Origin of the sequence: Mesorhizobium sp. M7A.F.Ca.ET.027.02.1.1, assembly GCF_004022985.1 — a bacterium.
Taxonomy (GTDB): domain Bacteria; phylum Pseudomonadota; class Alphaproteobacteria; order Rhizobiales; family Rhizobiaceae; genus Mesorhizobium.
On the sequence record NZ_RZOL01000071.1, the window covers coordinates 1 to 20,191 of the forward strand.

A 20,191-nucleotide genomic window follows, 5' to 3' on the forward strand; every position below is an offset into this window, starting at 1 on the left:
GGGCGGAACCCCATCCATTCGCGCCCGCCCGAGGGATCGAGCCCCGGCAGGAATTTCTGCGCCTTCTGCAGCAGCGCCTTAGACCTGGCATAATTGGGCCGCCGCTCGATGCCGCCGAGTTCGACGGCGCCACCGACACGCAGGCCCGTTGCGAGCGGCGTGACGACGAAGCCATGGCCGGAGAAGATCAGCATCCGCTTCACGTCGAAGGCACTCGTCGGCAACGTGGTGTTGTAGCCGCGCTCGGTCTCCAGCGGAATGCGATCGCCGAGTTGCTTCGCCAGCAGATGAGACCATGCGCCTGCTGCGACGACGAGGTGTCGCGCCTGTCTGGTCGTGCCGTCTGCCAATGTCAGCGTCGCACCATCCTGATCCGCCGCGACTTGGCCGATCCGAGCCATCTCAAAGCGGGCACCCTTGCTTTGTGCGTAGGCCCACACCGCCTTGCCCAGCAGTTTCGGGTCGGCGACCGTCTTCCATCCCGGCACGAACGTGCCTTTGATGAAGCGCGGCGACAGCCCCGGCTGCAAGGCGGCCAGTTCCTCGCCCTCGACATGGCGGAAACCGATGCCGAAACGCTCACGCGCCGCCCAGCCGGGCAGCCCGGCCTGGAACTCGGCTTCGCTTTCATAGAGCTCGAGCGAGCCATCCTCGCGCAACATCGATCGCGTGCCGGAGCGATCGAGCAGGCCCATCCACTCCGCCTGGGCGAGCTTCATCATGCCCGCCTGAGCAGCAAGGCTCGCCTCGTATTTTCCCGGCGCACCGGCGCGCCAGAAGCGGATCAGCCAGGGCAGAAGCTTCGGCAGATAGACGGGCGGAATGCTGAGCGGGCCAAGCGGATCGGCCAGCCATTTCGGCAGCTGCCGCATCATGCCCTTGTGTGCCAGCGGCAGCACGTCGGAGAAGGCGAAGGCGGCGGCGTTGCCGGAGCTCGTCTCCTCGCAAATGCCGGTGCGGTCGAAGACGGTGACCCTGCGTCCGGCCTCGGCGAGAGACGCAGCGGCACAGATGCCGATGATGCCGCCACCGATGATGGCGATGTCCAAGCCTTCTCCCCGTTCACGGGGAGAAGGTGCCCGAAGGGCGGATGAGGGGCGGCGCGCCGCTTCTGTCGACTTGGAATTTCCTGACACGTAGGCGCTGCCCCTCATCTGGCCGCCGCCATCTTCTCCCCGTGAACGGGGAGAAGAAAGCCATCAAAATGTCGGCAGCTTCGGCCGAACCGCGAGCGCATCCTTGACGATCTTCTCGACAGCCTTGCGGCGCTCGCCAGACAGCGGCTGCCGCGGCATGCGAACGCGGTCATTTGTGTTGATCGCGAACACTTCGGCAAGCTTGATGTTTTGGACCAGATAGGTCGAGACATCGAGATCGAGCAGCGGCCGGAACCAGCGGTAGATGGCGAGAGCCTCCTCGCGGCGGCCCTGCTTCATCAGCTGGAAGATGGCGACGGTCTCGCGCGGGAAGGCTGTGACCAGTCCCGCCACCCAGCCGATGGCGCCAACCGACAGCGCCTCGAAGGCCAGATTGTCGACGCCGGTGAACAGGTCGTAGCGAGTACCCAGGCGATTGATGATCTCGGTCGAACGACGGATGTCGTCGGAGGATTCCTTGATCGCGACAAAGCGCTTGTCCGACGCTAGCTCCTCCATCTGGTCGACGGTGACGTCGACGCGGTAGGCAAGCCGGTTGGAGTAGATCATGACCGGCAGGTCGCCCGCCTGCGCGACCGCGCGCAGCGCCGCGACCGTCTCTTCCGCATTGGTGTGGTAGATCGGGCTCGGCACGACCATGAGGCCATTGGCGCCTTCCCGGCTCGCGCGCTTGGCGATGCTGGCCGCCTCGCGTGTGCCGGCCTCGTTGACGGTCAGCAGCACCGGCTTCTTGCCGGCGACCTTCTGTGCGGTCTTCAGCACCTCGATCTTCTCGTCGGGCGACAGCATCGGCCCCTCGCCGAGCGACCCGCAGACGATGATGCCGTCGCAGCCGGCCTCCATCTGCAGGCTGAAGCAGCGCTCCATCTCGACATGATCGAGACGATCATCCGCGGTGAATTTGGTCGTGACGGCAGGAAAAACTCCGGTCCACATGATCATCTCTCCATCTGATATATCAGTGGTATATCTATTAACAAACCCGCTGTCAATGCGGATTCCGTTATGATATATTCAAGATATATCAGGAGAGCGCATTTGATATCCATGGCAGCAAGCCTCCCGGCAGAGCCGGCCGCGACCAGGGCCTACCATGTGCTCGAGCACATGATCGTCACGCTCGAACTGGCCCCGGCAAGCTTCGTCACCGAGGGCGCTCTGATCGACAGGCTCGGGCTTGGCAGGACACCGGTGCGCGAAGCGATCCAGCGGCTGGCATGGGAAGGGCTGCTCGACGTCAGGCCGCGCGCCGGCATCGCCATCGCCCCGCTCCATCCCGGCGACTGGTTGCGCGTCCTCGATGCGCGTCGCGGCGTCGAGGTGGTGCTCGCCCGCTCGGCCGCCCGCTTCGTCACCCGCGAAGCCGCCGACCTGTTTCACGAAGCAGCGCTTGCCATGCAGAAGGCGGTGATCTCGGGTAATGTGCTTGCCTTCATCCAGGCCGACAAGGCACTCGACGAAGCGCTGGCGCTGGCTGCCGACAATCCCTTCGCCGCCCGTCTGGCCGCCCCCTTGCAGACCCATAGCCGCCGCTTCTGGTTCCGCTACAAGGCCGAGACCGGCCTTGCCGAATCCGCCGAGCACCATGTCGCGCTGATCCGCTCGATCCTTGCCGGCGACGAGGAGGCCGCGGCCAAGGATGCCAAACGCCTGATGGCGCTGCTGCGCGGCCACGCCGAGACGGCCGCCACGCGCTGAACGTCCTTTTATATCCGGTGCGCTTTCGTCGCCGGCGCTTCCTCGAAACTCGGGTCAAGTCCCTGGCAAGGCAGCCGCCGCCATCAACGAACCGTCCCAGCCTTCGCCCGCCGTGATGACGCAACTCTGACCACGCGTGTCGGTGGCAAGAATTGTCCAGGTGCCCCGGTCGGAGACGAATATCTCAAGAATCAGGCTCGGGTTGACCAGGCCGCGCGCCGCCTCACTTTCGTGGAATTTTTCCCCGAGCGCTTTGATCATATCCGCACGGGCCGCGCATTGCTCCGCCAGCGCCGGGACGGCGGGACACGCAAAAATTGCCGCGAAAAATAGCGTTGCCACAAGACGGGTCATCTGACACCTCCTTGCGCCAGACGATGTCCCCGAAGCTGTCGCCAGCGCCGTTGCTTGATCTGCCGTACCTCCTTGCGGCAGGACTGCAGACCAAGACGGCAGATGCCTACTTGGTTCCATCACATTAGCGTTCAAGCGGATAGGGTCGCCACCGGATTGCAAAAAAACGCCCGGGCGCGAGCGCCCGGGCCTTGAATCCAAATCAATTTGTTGTCCGGTCAGTTCATCGTCGGGATGACGAATTCAGCACCGTCCTTGATGCCGCCCGCGCGACCGCAGCCGAAGGCGAGGACGCGCAACCAAGAAATCGTCCGGTCAATTCATCGTCGGAATGACGAATTCGGCACCATCCTTGATGCCGGACGGCCAGCGCGAGGTCACCGTCTTGGTCTTGGTATAGAAGCGGAACGCGTCCGGGCCGTGCTGGTTGAGATCGCCGAACGAAGATGCCTTCCAGCCGCCGAACGTGTAGTAGGCGATCGGCACCGGGATCGGCACGTTGATGCCCACCATGCCGACCTGGACACGGCTTGCAAAGTCGCGCGCGGCATCGCCGTCACGGGTGAAGATGGCGACGCCATTGCCCATCTCGTGATCGTTGGCGAGCTTGATCGCGCTCTCATAGGTCGGGGCGCGCACAACAGAGAGCACCGGCCCAAAGATCTCTTCCTTGTAGATACGCATGTCCGCGGTGACGTTGTCGAACAGGCAGCCACCCATATAGTAGCCGTCTTCATAGCCCTGCATGGAGAAGCTGCGGCCGTCGACGACCAGCTTGGCGCCTTCCTTGACGCCGGTATCCACGTAGCCCTTAACCCGTTCCAATGCCTGCGCCGTCACCAGCGGGCCGAAATCGGCGGAAGAGTCCGTCGAAGGACCGACCTTCAGGCTCTCGACGCGCGGGATCAGCTTTTCCATCAGCCGGTTGGCGGTATCGTTGCCGACCGGGACGGCGACCGAGATCGCCATGCAGCGCTCGCCGGCCGAGCCGTAGCCGGCGCCGATCAGCGCATCGACGGTCTGGTCCATGTCGGCATCAGGCATGATGATCATGTGGTTCTTGGCACCGCCGAAGCACTGCACGCGTTTGCCGGCGGCTGTGCCGCGCGAATAGATGTAATGGGCGATCGGCGTCGAGCCGACAAAGCCGATGGCCTTGATGTCGGGATCGTCGAGGATGGCGTCGACGACATCCTTGTCGCCATTGACGACATTGAGGATGCCCGCCGGCAGGCCGGCTTCGAGGAACAGTTCGGCGATGCGCATCGGCACGCCCGGATCGCGTTCCGACGGTTTCAGGATGAAGGCGTTGCCGCAGGCGATGGCCGGCGCGATCTTCCACAGCGGGATCATCGCCGGGAAGTTGAACGGCGTGATGCCGGCGACCACGCCGAGCGGCTGGCGCATCGAATAGACGTCGATGCCGGGGCCGGCGCCGTCGGTGAATTCGCCCTTCATCATGTGCGGTGCGCCGATGCAGACCTCGACCACTTCGAGGCCGCGCTGGATGTCGCCCTTGGCGTCGGCGATCGTCTTGCCGTGCTCGCGCGCCAGGATGTCGGCCAGTTCGTCATAGTCGCGCGCGACCAGTTCGAGAAACTTCATCAGCACGCGTACGCGGCGCTGCGGGTTGGTCGCGGCCCATTTCGGCTGCGCTGCCTTGGCATTCTCGACCGCCGCGCGCAGTTCCGCCTGCGAGGCCAACGCCACCGTGCCGCGCACGGAGCCGTCCATCGGCTGCATGACATCCTGCTTGCGGCCGCTGGTCCCGGCGACATGCTTGCCGCCAATGAAATGACCATAGTCGATCATGATTTCTCTCCCTTGTTTGTGATGCTGCATTGTCCGCCTTTGGCCGGCGGATGGCAACGCGACGGAGAACGCAACCGTTGTGCGGAGAATAGATAACGATTGACGAGCGAGCATCAATTCCCGCAAATGGTGGGATGCAATTGCTGCCGTGCGGATTGAGAGATTGAGTTCCACCACAGAACGCAGCGTCGATAATTGTCATCTGGACCCTCCCCATGAACTGGGATGACGTCCGCATCTTCCTCGCCGTGGCGCGCGCAGGCCAGATCCTTGGCGCCGCCAAACGGCTGGAGCTCAACCACGCCACCGTCTCACGCCGCATCGCCGCACTCGAGGAAGCGTTGCGGACAAAGCTGTTTCGCCGCTTGACCACCGGCAGCGAGCTGACGCCCGCCGGCGAGCGTTTTCTCGACATTGCCGAGCGCATGGAGGGCGACATGATCGCCGCGCGCTCGACCATTTCAGGCGAAGGCGACGACGTTTCCGGCACGGTGCGCATCGGTGCGCCCGACGGTTTTGGTGTCGCCTTCCTGGCCAAGCGCCTTGGCGAACTAACCGCCCTGCACCGCGAGCTGACGATCCAGCTTGTGCCGGTGCCGCGCTCCTTCTCCCTGTCGCGTCGCGAGGCCGACATCGCCATCACCGTCGAGCGGCCGACCGAAGGCCGGCTGGTGGCAGGAAAGCTGGTCGACTACTCGCTCGGCCTGTTTGCCTCGCGCGCCTATGTCGAGGCGCATGGCTTGCCCAAAACCGCCGCCGAGCTCGGCCAGCACACGCTCATCGGCTACGTACCCGACCTCATCGTCAGTCCCTCGCTCGACTATGCGGGCGAATTCAGCACGGACTGGCGCACCAGCTTCGCCATCTCCTCGGCGCTCGGCCAGGCCGAGGCGGTGCGCTCGGGCGCCGGCATCGGCATCCTGCACACCTTCGTCGCCCGCTCGATGCCGGAATTGGTATCCGTCGATGTGGTCGCGCCGATCCGCCGTGCCTACTGGCTGGTCTATCACGAATCGGTCAGGCCGCTGCGCCGCGTCCAGATCGTCGCCAGCTTCATCACCAAGGTGGTGGAGCGGGAGCGAAACCTGTTTGTCTGATGCATGTCGCCCAAAAATGATCTCGGTTTTGAGAGAACGACATGCATAAAACAAAGACGCTAAAGCGCATCGCATGAATCCGATCAAACGCGATGCGCTGTAGCCGTGCCGCCTTTTCCTTGCCACAAAACCGGCCAGTGTGGCATCAGGCGTGCGGTCGTCGGCTGTGGGCGGACGCCGCGCGCAGGGACACTTTCAGAAAGCTGGCGCGGATAGACATGCGAGCCGTTCTTGCCATCCTGCCGCTGCTTTTCGTTTCGGCTTGCGCCAATCCGTGGACGAAGGTCCCGGGAGCCGAACTGCCCAAGCCGATCCGCTACGCCATGGCGCGGCCTTCGCCTTTCGTCTTCGGCAATTATTGCGGCCCCGGCACCCGCACCGGCGACCTCTCGGCCCGGCCGGCCGACCGCCTCGATGCGGCCTGCCAGGCGCATGATGCCTGCTACATCGCCCGCCACAACCATTGCGACTGCGACGGCACCCTGGTCGCCTCGGCGAAAGCGATCCGCGACGACAAGACAGCGCCACGCAAAATGCGCGGCGAGGCCGAACTGTTGATCGCCACCTTCGCCATTCCCGTCTGCAAGGTCTTCCCGCAGGGCTTCATGCCGCCGCGCGATCCCGCGCAATTGAGCGCCCTGAAGGCCGGAGTCGCCGGGTGAAGGGTCGCGCATCCATCGCCATCGTTCTGTTCGGGCTGGCCGTCCTTGCCGGCTGTGCCGGCGCTGGCCGCAATGCCTGCGATCTCCTGCAAGGCCAGAGCGCTTGCGCACGACCCGCGCTCTCCGCCGAGACAGCTGGGCCGCGGATCGCCGCCGCGCAGTTTTTCGGTGACGCCGGTACGAACGACTACGAAAAACGGTTCCTGGCGCTGCTCGCCCATCACCAGCTCGGCGCCATGGACCGCGCCAACGGCACCGGCCCTTTCGGTCACGACCGCCATGAGATCCGCAACAGCGATTTCCAGGCGACCTACCGGACACTGCAGCAACTGGCCGGGCCGGTTACCGAAACGCACCTGCCGCCGGCCGGCGCCAGCAGCGGCGAGGGCCATTTCGATGGACGCTGGCGGGTGTCGCGGCAGACGCTCTACATCGATGCGGCGGCGCGGCCCTCAGTGCCCAGGGTCTTCGATTTCTCCGGCCTGCAGGCACGCAGCGTCGAGATCGTGCTGCGCCAGGCCGGCAAGAAACCGGCCGACATCGAGGGCACCTGCGACGGCACGCTGGCGATCCGTGCCGGCGCCGGTTCACGCACCATCGCCACGGGCACGGCATTCCGCTTTCACCTGGCCGGCGAGGACGACACGGTCAGCCTGTTTCCAAGTGACAGCCTGAACCGCTGCACGGCAAAGATCCGCTCCAGCCTTGCCCCGGGAGGCGCGCCGCTCACCATCCAGCGCGAAGAGAGCGTCGATCCGGCTCTCGCCGCCTTCGACAGTCGCTACGAGCGTTGCCCGACGCCAGACCCAACCGGCCTCGATCCTCTCAGCCGCGCCTTCTATGCCAGCCGCTGGCTGTCGCAGACCTGTGCCTTGCCGATCGGAAAGCCGCGCCTGCTGCGCAAGTCGCGCGACGGGTTCAACGCCAAGGTCGAGGCTCTGATGGGAGCGCCGCTGTCCGACAGCGCCATCGACAAGGGCGACCCGGAGCTGCCGCTCGATTTCTCCAGGGCACCAAGGCTGAAGCTGATCTACCTGTCGTCGCTGGAGTTCAAGGCCGACTTCTCCGGCCGTATCATCGAACGGCTGATCCGCCACCATGCAGCCCTCGGCACCAAGGTGCGCATCATGGTCACCGACGTGCTGGAGCGCGACAAGGACGACGCCCTGCTGCATCGGCTGGCGGCCGAATTCCCCAATGTCGAATTGCAGGAATATCGCTGGCGGGCGGACCATGGTGCGCCGATCGACGAGCAGATTTCACAACTGCACAAGGTCCATCACGTCAAGATGCTGGCGACGCTTGCCGACGATCCACGGCGGTCGCGTGCCATCATCGGCGGCCGCAACATCCATGACGGCTTCCTGTTCCACCAGCCGATCGATCTGTCGCGCTATCCAGACCTTGAGCAATACGGCAAGACCGACGGGTTCTCGCTGAACTACTATTCGAACTGGAGCGACTTCGACATCGAGTTCGCCGATCCGGCCACGGTCGAGACGCTGGCCGCGCATCTTTCGACAGTGTGGCTGCGCGACGCCGACACCAATCTGGCGCGCCCCGTCTCCATTCCGGTCCGGTCCGACGGCGCCCGCCCGTCAGGCACGGCACGACACTTCATTTCGGTGCCCTACGAGGACGGCCATGCGCTGGAGGACTATTTCGTCGAACTGGTCGACGCTGCCCAGCACCATATCCAGATCGTCAATCCCTACCTCAACCTGACGCCCAAGCTTGCCCAGGCTGTTGACCGGGCGCTCGCCCGCGGCGTCAGGATCGACATTGTCGGCCGCATCGATCTCAAGGGCGATATCGGCGGCAAGTTTCTCACCGCGCTCAACAAGCTGTTCGTCGAGAAATATGGCGACCGCATCAACATCCGCGAATTCAAGGCGCCTGACGTGGTGCTGCATTCCAAGATCATGATGATCGACGAAAGGTTGGTCGCCATCTCGTCGGTCAATCTCAACAACCGCAGCTTCTTCCACGACAGTGAGAACGGCATGATGGTGCTCGATCCGGCCTTCTACACCAGGATGAAGCCGATCTATGACGACTATGTCGCCCACTCCAATCCGGTCGCCACCAATGTGACGATCCCGTGGGCCTACCGGCTGCTTTTCGACGAGGACTGGGTCCGGCAGGCGTTCTGACCCTCTACCGCAGATAGCGCTCCTGCGCGAGGTCGCGGACGTCGATGTCAGGCACCCGGCTGGAGATGATGTCGGCCAGCACCTTGCCCGAGCCGCAGGCCATGGTCCAGCCGAGCGTGCCGTGGCCGGTGTTGAGATAGAGATTGGAGAGCTCGGTGCGGCCGATCAGCGGCGGACCATCCGGCGTCATCGGCCGCAGCCCGCACCAGAACGTCGCGTCCCGCATCGCGCCGGCGCCCGGAAAGAGATCGCCGACCGAGTGTTCCAGCGTGCGCCGCCGCGATTCGTGCAGCCTGAGGTCGAAACCGGAAATCTCGGCCGTGCCGCCAACCCGGATGCGGTCGCCGAGCCGGGTAATCGCCACCTTGTAGGTCTCGTCCATCACCGTTGACACCGGTGCCGCCGCGGCGTCCTTGATCGGCACGGTGATCGAATAGCCCTTGACCGGATAGACCGGGATCGGCCGCTTCACCCGGCGCATGAAACCCGCCGAATAACTGCCCAGCGCCATCACATAGGCGTCGGCGGTCTTCCAGCCTTTGCTGGTGCTGAGATTGGCGATGCGGTTGCGGCTGCGGATGACGCGCCAGATCGTCACGTCGTATTCGAACTTGACGCCGCGGGCCACACAGAGTTCGGCCAGCCTGTCGGTGAACATCTTGCAGTCGCCGGTCTCGTCGTGTGGCAGCCTGAGGCCGCCGACGAACTTTTCGCGCACCCCGGCAAGGCCAGGCTCAGCCGCGATGCAGCCGTCCTGGTCGAGGATCTCGTAAGGCACGCCATACTTCTTCAGCACCTCGACATCGCCGCCGGTGCCGTCGAGCTGCTTTTGCGTGCGGAACAGCTGCAGCGTGCCCTGGGTGCGCTCGTCATAGGCGATGCCGGTCGCTTCGCGCAGCGCCTTCAGCGTGTCGCGGCTGTATTCGGCGAGCGGCACCATGCGCGCCTTGTTGATCGCATAGCGCTCGGCCGTGCAGTTGCGCAGCATCTTGATCAGCCATGTCCACATGTGCGGGTCGAAGGCCGGCCGCACCACCAGCGGGCCATGCTTCATCAGCAGCCATTTGATCGCCTTCAGCGGAATGCCGGGTCCGGCCCAGGGCGAGGCGTAGCCGGGCGAAATCTCGCCGGCATTAGCGAAGCTGGTTTCCAGCGCCGGGCCTTTCTGGCGGTCGAGAACCGTCACCTCGTGGCCGGCCTCGGCAAGAAAGTACGCCGTGGTCACTCCGATGACGCCGCCGCCCAGCACCATGATCTTCATCGTTCACTCCTTGCCGCCGCACGTCCTTGAGGACGCCTGGACGCGGCCGCATTTCCGATTTGCGCACGATCCCCTGCGAAAATCGATGCCGACTTTCGGGATCGTGCAGTGTTGCCTGTTCACGCCGCCGTGGGACCGGGGTCGTCATCCCCTGTCTGCCGCATTCCGGCCCTTTCGCCAAGGGGCCGCCAATCGGCTGCGGCGCTGTGGACGAGGGTGAGCCTACGCGGCCGTCGCGCCTCGTCTTGGGATTTCTTCCTGACGGCACGCCGCGCGGCCTCCGGCTGGTAGAGCACGGTTGCAATCAGGACCGACTCCCGCCTGCCGTCGGCGTGTTCGATCCATGCAGTCTGACCCTCGGCCATTCCGAGCATGCAAAGCCCCCGCCTTGTCATGATCGACAGGCTGGAGCCGACCGGACCGCGCACCTCGTTCTGCACCAAGGTCCGGGTCTGGGCAGGGCCGGCATCGACACGAAACACCAGTCTGCTGTTCAGCGTCACGATATCGGATCCGACCGAATCGATCGCGACGACCTCGGCTTTGGAAAGCTTCTCTTCAAGCATTGGAACAATGGGATCCGCGAAAGCCCGCCGACGCTCCAACATCATATCGAGGACGGCGAAGTCCTTCGTCGTCAGCCGGAAATTCGCGCCTGTCATCGCCGTCTCCATGATCAGGACCCTTCCCGCCCGCAGGCCGGCGCATCGGCCGCTTCGATGGTCGCCGACAGTTCCCGGCCGCCACGGCTGCTCCAGCACACTGTCTGCCCGATCGACGCGCCGATAAGCGCCGTCCCCATCGGCGTCAGCACCGAGATCCTGTTTTCACTGATGTCTGCTTCGCCGGGATAGACCAGCGTGATGCGCTGAGTGTGGCCGCCATCGTTGCGGATTGTCACCGTCGAACCCATGCGCACCACGTTGGCCGGCATGGAAGCCGCTGCCGTCACGAAGGCACGGTCCATCTCCGAAAGCAGTTCTTCGGCCGTCTCGGGCACGCGGTCGAGCGACGCCCGCGCCAGGCCCGTCAGCCTGTGGTGGTCGGCATCGCTGACCAGAAGCCGGCTCGGTGGACGCAATCCTGTTGCATGTTGCATGGCAAACCTCATGAGTTGGCGCATCGAACAGACGCGCGCCTGCCGCCGCACAAACGGTGGCTTGATGAAAGCCGGCAGCCGCGAAGCTGTCTGGCTCGGGAATGATGATGTCAGGTAGAAATGCCCCGGTTCGGACGGACGCCAAAAGGCGGCCGCGCCGGGGCTACGATCCCGCGATCGGGCAGACCCTGAACAAGGTTCTGATATAAGCTGGGTTGCTCATGCAAGGAGCCTTGCCGACAGGCGTCCGCTTGTCAAGCGCGGCCAAACCGCTCAACCGCCGACATAGCGCCGATGGAAGCGCGGGCCGAGGCTGGTCAGGATCTCGTAGCCGATGGTGCCGGCATGGCCGGCGGCGTCATCGACGCTTTGCGAGGGACCGAGCAGTTCGACGAGATCACCCTCGCGCAGCCTGCCGGCCGGCAGGGCGGAAATGTCGAGAATGATCGAATCCATCGACACCCGCCCGAGGAAAGGCAGGCGCGTGCCCTCGAACCACGCAGCCGACGCGGCGCGGCGTTGCCAGCCATCCGCGTAGCCGAACGAAATCGTCGCCAGCCTGAGCGGGCCTTGCGCATGATAGGTGTGGCCATAGCCGACGCCGGCGCCTTTTTCGACGCTGCGCGTCTGTGCCACCTTTGCCTGAAGCCGCACCACCGGCAGCATCGGATTGGGCTTGGCCGGCGTCGGATTGATACCGTAGAGGGCGGCACCGGGGCGGGCGAGATCGTAGTGAAAGGATGGCCCGAGAAAGATGCCGGACGAATTGGCGAGCGAGGCTGGCGTCGCCGGCAGCATTGCGCGCAGCCGCTCGAACGCCAGCCGCTGCCGTTCATTGGCCGGATGCTCCGGCTCGTCGGCGCAAGCCAGATGGCTCATCACATATCTGATATCGATACCGTCGAAAGCGCTGATATCGTCCGCCACTGCCTCGACGTCCGTCGGCGCCATGCCGAGCCGCGACATGCCGCTGTCGACCTGGATCGCGGCCGGCAGTTTTCGGCCGGCGCGGCGAGCCGCCACACGCCAAGCCGCCAGTTGCTCAGGGCTGTTTATAACAGCGCAAAGGTTTGCTGCCACGGCGTCCGGCTCGGCACCGGGGGGAATGCCGTTCAACACGAAAATGGCAGGGCCCGGACCAAGCGAGCGGCGCAGGGCGACGCCTTCGCCCAGAAGCGCAACGAAGAAGATATCGCAGCCTTCGCGCAGCAGCGCCGCTGCGACCTGGCCGGCGCCCACGCCGTAGCCGTCGGCCTTGAGCACACCTGCGCAGGCAACATCGCCCAACCGCGCTTTCAGCCGCCGGTAGTTTTCACGGATTGCACCGAGATCGATGGTGAGGATGGCCCCAGCCGCCACTTCGCTTGTGGTGGTGACCTCTTCTGGCGGCGACTTTTGGGGGGCGTCGTTCATGGCGACCCTTCGCGTGGTAGTGGAGACATCAATAGGACCGCCGAGCCGGCGCGGCAACCGCGGTTGTTGTATAGCGCTATTGCACCAGATGCCGGAACGCCGCCACCACGTCCTCATAGACATGGCGCTTGAACGGCACGATCAGGTCGGGAAGGTCCCGCATAGGCCGCCATGCCCATTTGTCGAACTCGGCGGTGTGGCCGCCCGGCGGCGGATTGATCTGGATCTCGCTGACATCGCCGTGGAAGCGAAAGGCGAACCATTTCTGCGTCTGGCCGCGATACCGGCCCTTGAAGGCGATGCCGACGAGGTGGTCCGGCAAATCATAGTTGATCCAGTCCGGCGCCTCGGCCAGCAGCGAGACGCCCCGCATGCCGGTCTCCTCATAGAGTTCACGCTCGGCCGCTTGCAACGGCTCCTCGCCGTCGTCGATGCCGCCCTGCGGCATCTGCCAGAGCTGTGTCGTGCCGGCGAATTCGCTGTCCGGTTCGGCGATGCGATGCCCGACCCAGACCATGCCATCGGCGTTGAGGATCATCAGCCCGACACAGGGACGATAAGGCAATTTTTCGCGGTCGATTTTTTTTGTCTTTGGCATCAGTCAGTCTTTCCAGCCGTCTTCCGATGGCTAGCCTTTTTGCGGATCTATAGCCACCGCTGAAATCGGCACGATCTCGATGCCGCGCTTCTTGGCCTCGACCACCCAGGACGACACGGTATCGACCGTTAGGTCGAAGGCCGAACCGATGCCGACGGCAGTGCCTTTGGCCCGCGCGGTCGCCTCCAGACTGTCGAGCTTCTTCAGGATTTCGCCGCGATCCTGCACGGCATCTATCGCCATGTCGCCGGCGACAAAGGGCACGCCGTCCTTCAGCGCCAGGTCCGGCGCCAGGCTGCGCGCCGACGAGCCGTCATCGATATAGGCGAGGCCGCGTTTGCCGAGCTCGGCCATGAACGGCTCCATCGCCGCGGGATCGGCGGAAAAGCGGGCGCCCATATAGTTCATGACGCCGGTATAGTTGGTCGTCCGCGACAGCGCCCAGTGCAGGCTCTTCAGGTTCTCATCCGCGCTCGCCGCCACCGTCAGCGTGTTGCGTCCCGGATTTACCTTCGGATAATCGAACGGTTCGAGCGGCACCTGCATGACGATCTCGTGGCCGCTCTGCCTGGCTGCCTGCATCCAGCGGCCGATGCTGTTGCCTTGCGGCGCGAAAGCCAGCGTCACTTCCGCCGGCAGCTTGGCGATGGCCGCCTGGGTGCCGGTCTGCGAAACCGAAAGCCCGCCGATGACGATCGCCACGCGTGCGCCGCGCCCGCCCGACCAGGGCCGCGCATAGACGTCGAACGGCCGCCTGCCATCGGCGGCGCGCACCGGCAACGGCCCGGTCTCGCTGGCCTCGATCAGCGCCTTGTCTGGAATATGCGCGATCTTCAGGTTCTGGCCGATGGTCGACGGATCGCGAATGACGATCGCTGCCTTGGGCGGCCCATCGCCCTCCTCCGTCTGCACATGGATGATCTGCGGCCCACCTGATCTGGCCGGCGCCTCCGGCTTCGGTACTGCTGGTGCCAATGCGGACGGCGCGGCGGCAGGTTCGGCCGCCGCGGTCACTTTCGGCGTTGAAACGGCAACCTCTTGCGGCTTTCTAAACGGCTTTTCCCTGAGCGCGATCGCGCCGGAGACGCCTGCCACCGCCAGTACGGCCACTGTCGCCATGACCGCACCGCCGCTGATCTTGCCGGCGGCGCGCGGCGACCGGACTGCCTGTCCGAGCGGGCGTTCGATGTCCTTGCCGATATCAGCCAAGCCTAATCCCCGGGCGCATGGCTCCGAAGGCGAAGCCGCTTCGAAAAGACATGCGCGAATTCGTCAGTCCCGGCGCACCCCGCGCCATGTCTTGGGGGTTTGCCTCGCCCCCCGAATCAAACTGCCGGAACCTTTCGGTCCCGGCAGCATCGCATTGCTTCCATCAGGCTCAAACAGAAAGATGGAGCGGCGCGTGCGCCGCTCCAGATCCTTACTGGTTGAGAACCGCCTTTTGCGGATTGGGCGGGAAGGACGGATCGGTCTTCTGGCCACGCAGCAGCTGCTCGGCATAGATGAGCTGCAGATCGTCTTTCGGATCCGGCGGCACATAGGCGGCCGAGCCCGAACCCGTCGTGCTCTCGTCGGCGCCCTTGATATGGCCCTTGAGATCGGATTCGCCACGTGTCAGATCCCTGCCCTGCAGTTCCGGCGGCAGCGGCTGTTCGACCTTGATGTCGGGCGTGATGCCCTTGCCCTGGATCGACTTGCCGGACGGCGTGTAATAGAGCGCCGTCGTCAGCCTGAGCGCACCATTCTCGCCGAGCGGAATGATGGTCTGCACCGAACCCTTGCCGAAGGACTGCGTGCCGACCACCGTGACACGGCGCAGGTCCTGCAGCGCGCCGGCGACGATTTCCGACGCACTGGCCGAACCGCCATTGACCAGGACGATCATCGGCTTGCCGTTGATGTCGTCGACCTGCTTGGGCTTGGCGTCGAAGCGGGTGACGTCCTTGGGGTCGCGGCCGCGCGTCGAGACGATCTCGCCGCGGTTGAGGAAGGCATCGGACACGCTCACCGCCTGGTCGAGCAGGCCACCTGGATTGAGGCGGAGATCCAGAACGTAGCCCTTCAGCTTGTCGTCGGGAATCTGCTTCTTGATGGTGTCGATGGCGTTCTCGAGGTCGTCATAGGTCTTTTCGGTGAAGGAGGTGATCTTCATGTAGCCGATGTCGTTCTCGACCCGGAACTTGACCGCCTTGACCTTGATGATGTCGCGCACGACCGTCAGTTCGATCGGCTTGTCGGCGCCCTGGCGCAGGATGGTCAGCTTGATCGGCGTGTTGACCAGGCCGCGCATCTTGTCGACCGCATCGTTGAGGGTCAGGCCGCGAACCTCTTCGCCGTCGATCTTGGCGATATAGTCGCCGGCCAGCACGCCTGCCTTGGCGGCCGGCGTATCGTCGATCGGCGTGATCACCTTGACCAGATCGTTCTCCATGGTGACCTCGATGCCGAGGCCGCCGAACTCGCCCTTGGTCTGGACGCGCATATCCTGCGCCTGCTCGGCATTCATGTAGGAGGAGTGCGGGTCAAGCGAGGCCAGCATGCCGTTGATGGCATTCTCGACCAGCGACTTGTCGTCGGGCGGTGTCACATACTGTGCCCGCACCCGCTCGAAGATATCGCCGAAGATCGCCAGTTGCTTGTAGGTCTCCGACCCTGCAGCGTTCGCCGCCGAGCCGGGCGCGCCATAGACCAGGCTCATGGCGGACGCGCCCATCAGCGCACCGGCAAACAGAAGCGACAGTTTCCGCATTATTCACGTCCTTCCAGAAAAACGGTCCGCCCACCATGGGGCCGGATCGACGGGTTTTCCATCCTTGCGGAACTCGACATAGAGTTCCGGCGTGGCATTTCCATTCTTCGAAACCGAGGTGCTCGCCACCCGGGCCTCTCCCATCGCACCGATCGGCTCTCCTGCAAGCACTGATTGACCGGTCGCGACGCTGATTCTGCTCATCCCCGCCAAAACGACATGATAGCCGTCGCCTGCGTTCAGGATCAAGAGTTGACCATAAGAGCGAAACGGCCCCGCATAAAGCACATTTCCATCCGCCGGCGCGGTAACGATGGCTCCCGATTGTGTCGCAACCATGTCGCCAAGCATCACCGCGCCGTTACCGTCATCGGCGCCGAACCGCCGCTTGATACGGCCGGTCACCGGCAGCGCGATCTGTCCCTGCAGGGCCGAAAAGGGCACCGCGGCGGCAAGTTGGTTGCTTTCCGGAACGGGCAGCGACGCCAGTTCCGCCGGCGCCGATGTGTTGTCGCCGCCTGCCGTCTTCTGCTCGGCGGCCTTGGCAGCATCGGCAGCCTTGCGGCTCTTGTCGGCCTGCGCTTCGAGCGACGCGATCAACTCCTTCAGGCTGCCGGCCTTGGCCGCCAGCGCTTCGGATCGCTGCTTTTCGGCGGCCATTTGCGTCTGCGTGTCGGCTTCGAGCTTCTGCTTGGCCTCCAGCAGCATGCCGAGCCGCTTCTTTTCCGCCGTCTGGTCGCCGACCGCCGCCGTCAGCCGCGCCCGTTCGGCCTCGATCGACGCCGTGATCCTGGTCTGTTCCTTGAGATCGGCAAGCAGGCTATCGGTCTGCTGGCGCAGTTCCGGCACCACCGCGCCGAGCAGGATGGCGCTGCGCACCGACGACAGCGCGTCCTCGGGCTTGACCAGGATCGCCGGCGGCGGGTTGAGGCCCATGCGCTGCAGCGCGCCCAGCACTTCGGCCAGAACGTCGCGCCGCGCCATCAGCGAGGCGCGGATCTTCTGTTCCTGGCCCTTCAGTCCTTCCAGCCGGGCGCCGATGTCCTCGATGTCCTGGCCGAGCTTCTGCTCGGTCATCGCCGACTGGATCAATGCGGCGGTGATCGAGGCGTGATCCTTCTTGATCGTCGCGATATCGGCGGAGAGTTTGGCCAATCGTTCCGACGACAGCGTGATCTCCTTCGAGACCCGTTCATATTCGGCCCGGCTCTGATCCGGATCGGGAGCCATGTCGAGCGTGTTTTCCGCCCGCCCCGCATGCAGCGACAGCACAAGCACCGCCACCGCGATGCCGCAGCGCGCGCGCCATGAGCCCGTTCTTGATTTTCTGTCTTCAGACATTGAAGCCCGACTCTATGCGTGGCTTCGTTAACGAACAATCAACCATGTTCGAAACCGCCCACTCGATGCAATCTTGCCTCGGCATTGGGGCGGAAATCCGGGTGTACTGCACCAATTCACCGGTTCACGAGCGATGATAGGGATGTCCCGAAAGGATGGTGGCCGCCCGATAAAGCTGCTCTCCCAGCATCACGCGCACCAGCTGATGCGGCCATGTCAACAATCCGAACGACATCACCAGTTCGGCCTGGTCGCGCAGCGACTGATCGTGACCGTCGGCGCCGCCGATGGCGATGACCAGCGCCTTGCGGCCACCGTCACGCAACAGGCCGAGGCGCCCGGCGAAATCTTCCGAGGAAAAGCCTTTGCCGCGTTCGTCCAGCAGGATCAAAGCGGTGCCGGGCTGCAACTGCGTCTGCAGTTTCTGGCCTTCCTCACGCCGGCGCTCGTTGGCGGTCTGGCTGCGCCCCTCGGCAATCTCGGCAATGCCGCCAAATTCAAGCCCCACGGCCGGGCCGCTCTTGGCGAAGCGCTCGAAATAGCGGTCGGCAAGCAGCTTTTCGGGGCCGGCTTTCATCCGGCCCACGGCATGAACTGATATCTTCATCCTCGCCTTGTAAGCCGCGCGAACGACTTAGTGGAGCGTTTCTTCCTCGAGGTCCGGCGCCTGCCACATCTTTTCGAGATTGTAGAATTCGCGGACTTCGGGGCGGAAGACATGGACGATGATGTCACCAGAATCGATCAGGACCCAGTCGGCGCCGGACAGCCCCTCAACGCGCGCGGTGCCGAGACCGGCATCCTTGATCGCTTTGAGAAGATGATCGGCGACAGCCGCGACATGACGGTGCGATCGGCCCGAAGCGACGACCATGTAGTCGCCGAGGCTCGATTTCCCCTGGATGTCGATGGAGACAATGTTTTCGGCCTTGGAGTCTTCCAGACTGGCAAGGACTGTCTTGATGGCGCGGGACACGGCGTCGTCTACGCTGATCCTGGCCGGCGAAGGCATGATATCGGCCTTCTTCCGCAGTGCTGTTCTCAGTGTATTTCCTTTCGCAGCAAGAACAACCAAATCACCCCTTGAAGCAGGTGACACCACTTAGATAGGCAGAGTTCCCTGACAGTTTCAAGACGGGACCCTGCCTCGCACGAACGTATTGTCGCTGCTGTGGTTCCGCTGCACGCCGGAAAAGATCGGAACCCTCACCGCCCGCATGGGTTATCGGCTCACCGACCAACCGGATTCCCCCCATGCCGATCGACCCGCAAAACGCCTTTCTCAGCGTCCAGGCTGGCCTCGCCCAACTGAGCACGCTGATTGTTTCGTACTCCTTCTCGGCCGTCGGTGCCGTCATCCTCTTGATTGTCGGCTACATCGTCGCCGGTCTTGCCGAACGTTCGATCTTCGCCGGTCTCGGCCATATCCATGGTTTCGATGCCACGTTGCGGCATTTCTTCTCCAAGATCGTCCGCTACGCCATCCTGATCCTCGTCACCATCATGGTGCTCGGCCAGTTCGGCGTGCAGACGGCCTCGATCATTGCCGCGATCGGTGCCATTGGCCTCGCCATCGGCCTGGCGTTGCAAGGCACGCTGCAGAACATCGCCGCCGGCATCATGCTTCTGGCGCTGCGGCCGTTCCGCATCGGCGAATCCGTCGAGGTCGGTTCGATCGCCGGCACGATCGAGGAAATCGGTCTGTTCGCGACCAAGCTCAGGACCGCCGACGGCGTCTACATCCTGGCGCCCAACTCGACGTTGTGGAACCAGCCGGTGCGCAACTTCTCGCGCAACGGCGTGCGCCGCAGCGACATCACGCTCAGCATCGGCTCCTGGAACGACATCGACAGGGCGCAGAAAACCTTGCTTGCCATTGCCGCGGCCGAGCGGAGGATCAAGCGTGAGCCGGCACCGATCGCTTTCGTCTCGACATTGGGCGACAGCACTGTTTCGATTGCCTTGCGCTATTGGACATCGTCGGCGGACTTCTTCGCCACCCAGACCGATCTCACCAAGCGCGCCAAACAGGAATTCGATAGCAAAGGCATATCGATCCCGCTGCCGCCGCCGGAAGCGCCCCAACCCGAAGCCCGCCGGCAATAATCGGTTGGCTCAGTGCCGGCCCTCATCGTCCGGTGCGAAGGCAAGTTCGACCGGCAAAGGCGCCTGCGCCGTCATCGGTGCGAAACTGCCGGTTTCACCGACCGGGACCGCACGCGTCGTGAACACACGCAAGAGCACGAACAGGCAGAAGGCTGCGGCGATGAGAACAGCCACATAGATGAAAGCCTGCGTTCCAAAGACGGCCGAAAGCGCCGTCACTATGCCGGGCACGACGAAACCCGACAGCGACCAGGCAAACAAAAGCGAACTGGACAGCGCCACCATGTCATCCTTGCCGGCGCGGTCGGCGGCATGTGCGCTGGCCAGCGAATAGATCGATTCCGAGGCGCCGTCCCACACGATATAGATCACAACCAACGCAGCCAACGCGCCGCCATCGTACCCGAGCGCAAATACGCCGGCGACCATGGCAAGCGCGGATGCGGCGATCAGCACATAGCGGCGGTCGGTTCGGTCGGAAATCCAGCCAAGCGGGATCTGCAGGATCAGCGTGCCAAGAGGCATCGCCGAAAGCAGCAGCGCCACATCGGCCTGGCTGTAGCCCTTGGCCGTGGCGTGGATCGGCGCGAAGCCCGCAATCGACATTGACAGGCCGCCGACCGCAAGCATGCCGGCGACGCCGACCGGTGAAACCCGCCAGGCGCGGCGCAGCGCCACCGAGGCCGCCTGC

The 20,191-nt window shown here is 64.2% G+C and carries 20 protein-coding genes; 5 read left to right on the forward strand and 15 right to left on the reverse strand.

Features of this window, described 5'->3' with window-relative positions; all coding sequences use genetic code 11:
- Together EN749_RS11040 and EN749_RS11045 are read right to left on the reverse strand one after the other, a co-directional pair.
- Window positions 1-1,154: FAD-dependent oxidoreductase (locus EN749_RS11040; protein ID WP_189367460.1), on the reverse strand; the 1,154-nt coding region annotated here is incomplete at its 3' end.
- 45 nt (window positions 1,155-1,199) lie between these two features.
- The gene (locus EN749_RS11045) at window positions 1,200-2,093 is read right to left on the reverse strand and encodes a dihydrodipicolinate synthase family protein (protein WP_128363137.1); all 894 of its coding nucleotides are present in this window, start codon (window positions 2,091-2,093) and stop codon (window positions 1,200-1,202) included.
- 111 nt (window positions 2,094-2,204) lie between these two features.
- Between EN749_RS11045 and EN749_RS11050 the strand changes: the two genes are divergently transcribed.
- The gene (locus tag EN749_RS11050; protein ID WP_236383238.1) at window positions 2,205-2,855 is read left to right on the forward strand and encodes a GntR family transcriptional regulator; all 651 of its coding nucleotides are present in this window, start codon (window positions 2,205-2,207) and stop codon (window positions 2,853-2,855) included.
- A 54-nt stretch (window positions 2,856-2,909) separates the two neighbouring features.
- Here the strand turns inward: EN749_RS11050 and EN749_RS11055 are convergent, their stop codons facing one another.
- Both EN749_RS11055 and EN749_RS11060 read right to left on the reverse strand, forming a co-directional pair.
- Window positions 2,910-3,209 (reverse strand): hypothetical protein, encoded by a 300-nt coding sequence (locus EN749_RS11055; RefSeq protein WP_127808989.1) that lies wholly within the window; start codon window positions 3,207-3,209, stop codon window positions 2,910-2,912.
- 315 nt (window positions 3,210-3,524) lie between these two features.
- Window positions 3,525-5,021, reverse strand: a complete 1,497-nt coding sequence (locus tag EN749_RS11060) for a CoA-acylating methylmalonate-semialdehyde dehydrogenase (RefSeq protein WP_127808988.1) — start codon at window positions 5,019-5,021, stop codon at window positions 3,525-3,527.
- A gap of 215 nt (window positions 5,022-5,236) precedes the next feature.
- Here EN749_RS11060 and EN749_RS11065 point away from each other — a divergent pair, with 215 nt between their 5' ends.
- From EN749_RS11065 to EN749_RS11075, 3 genes are all read left to right on the forward strand, one after another.
- The gene (locus tag EN749_RS11065) at window positions 5,237-6,118 is read left to right on the forward strand and encodes a LysR family transcriptional regulator (protein WP_127395921.1); all 882 of its coding nucleotides are present in this window, start codon (window positions 5,237-5,239) and stop codon (window positions 6,116-6,118) included.
- A gap of 218 nt (window positions 6,119-6,336) precedes the next feature.
- Window positions 6,337-6,780: a hypothetical protein gene (locus EN749_RS11070; RefSeq protein ID WP_128363138.1), complete on the forward strand. Its 444-nt coding sequence runs from the start codon at window positions 6,337-6,339 to the stop codon at window positions 6,778-6,780.
- Window positions 6,777-8,933, forward strand: coding sequence for a phosphatidylserine/phosphatidylglycerophosphate/cardiolipin synthase family protein (locus EN749_RS11075; protein ID WP_128363139.1), 2,157 nt, complete (start codon window positions 6,777-6,779; stop codon window positions 8,931-8,933). The genes EN749_RS11070 and EN749_RS11075 overlap by 4 nt, the downstream gene beginning before the upstream one ends.
- A 4-nt stretch (window positions 8,934-8,937) precedes the next feature.
- Here EN749_RS11075 and EN749_RS11080 read toward each other — a convergent pair whose 3' ends face one another.
- From EN749_RS11080 to rsfS, 10 genes are all read right to left on the reverse strand, one after another.
- Window positions 8,938-10,194, reverse strand: coding sequence for a D-amino acid dehydrogenase (locus EN749_RS11080; protein ID WP_024502886.1), 1,257 nt, complete (start codon window positions 10,192-10,194; stop codon window positions 8,938-8,940).
- Window positions 10,195-10,313: 119 nt separating this feature from the next.
- Window positions 10,314-10,868 carry a nucleoside-diphosphate kinase gene (locus EN749_RS11085; RefSeq protein ID WP_128363140.1) on the reverse strand — a complete coding sequence of 185 codons (555 nt, stop codon included), beginning with the start codon at window positions 10,866-10,868 and terminating at the stop codon, window positions 10,314-10,316.
- A gap of 2 nt (window positions 10,869-10,870) precedes the next feature.
- A complete protein-coding gene (gene rnk, locus EN749_RS11090; protein ID WP_128363141.1) occupies window positions 10,871-11,293 on the reverse strand; it encodes a nucleoside diphosphate kinase regulator in 423 nt (140 codons plus the stop codon).
- A 273-nt stretch (window positions 11,294-11,566) separates the two neighbouring features.
- On the reverse strand, window positions 11,567-12,706 hold the full coding sequence (gene alr / locus EN749_RS11095; RefSeq protein WP_128363142.1) for an alanine racemase: 1,140 nt from the start codon (window positions 12,704-12,706) through the stop codon (window positions 11,567-11,569).
- Between the two features lie 76 nt (window positions 12,707-12,782).
- On the reverse strand, window positions 12,783-13,304 hold the full coding sequence (locus tag EN749_RS11100) for an RNA pyrophosphohydrolase (protein WP_027037245.1): 522 nt from the start codon (window positions 13,302-13,304) through the stop codon (window positions 12,783-12,785).
- A 30-nt stretch (window positions 13,305-13,334) separates the two neighbouring features.
- Window positions 13,335-14,513: a divergent polysaccharide deacetylase family protein gene (locus tag EN749_RS11105; RefSeq protein WP_128363143.1), complete on the reverse strand. Its 1,179-nt coding sequence runs from the start codon at window positions 14,511-14,513 to the stop codon at window positions 13,335-13,337.
- A gap of 211 nt (window positions 14,514-14,724) precedes the next feature.
- A complete protein-coding gene (locus EN749_RS11110) occupies window positions 14,725-16,056 on the reverse strand; it encodes a S41 family peptidase (protein ID WP_024502881.1) in 1,332 nt (443 codons plus the stop codon).
- Complete coding sequence (locus EN749_RS11115) at window positions 16,057-17,394, reverse strand: murein hydrolase activator EnvC (RefSeq protein WP_127808983.1); 1,338 nt, start codon at window positions 17,392-17,394, stop codon at window positions 16,057-16,059.
- Window positions 17,395-17,518: 124 nt separating this feature from the next.
- The gene (gene rlmH / locus EN749_RS11120; RefSeq protein ID WP_128363144.1) at window positions 17,519-18,001 is read right to left on the reverse strand and encodes a 23S rRNA (pseudouridine(1915)-N(3))-methyltransferase RlmH; all 483 of its coding nucleotides are present in this window, start codon (window positions 17,999-18,001) and stop codon (window positions 17,519-17,521) included.
- 27 nt (window positions 18,002-18,028) lie between these two features.
- On the reverse strand, window positions 18,029-18,406 hold the full coding sequence (gene rsfS, locus EN749_RS11125; protein WP_013529073.1) for a ribosome silencing factor: 378 nt from the start codon (window positions 18,404-18,406) through the stop codon (window positions 18,029-18,031).
- 242 nt (window positions 18,407-18,648) lie between these two features.
- Here rsfS and EN749_RS11130 point away from each other — a divergent pair, with 242 nt between their 5' ends.
- Entirely contained in the window at window positions 18,649-19,500 is an 852-nt protein-coding gene (locus EN749_RS11130; protein ID WP_127808982.1) for a mechanosensitive ion channel domain-containing protein, read from the forward strand.
- 9 nt (window positions 19,501-19,509) lie between these two features.
- Here the strand turns inward: EN749_RS11130 and EN749_RS11135 are convergent.
- Window positions 19,510-20,191 (reverse strand): MFS transporter (locus EN749_RS11135; protein WP_145990900.1); only part of this gene is annotated, 682 nt, incomplete at its 5' end.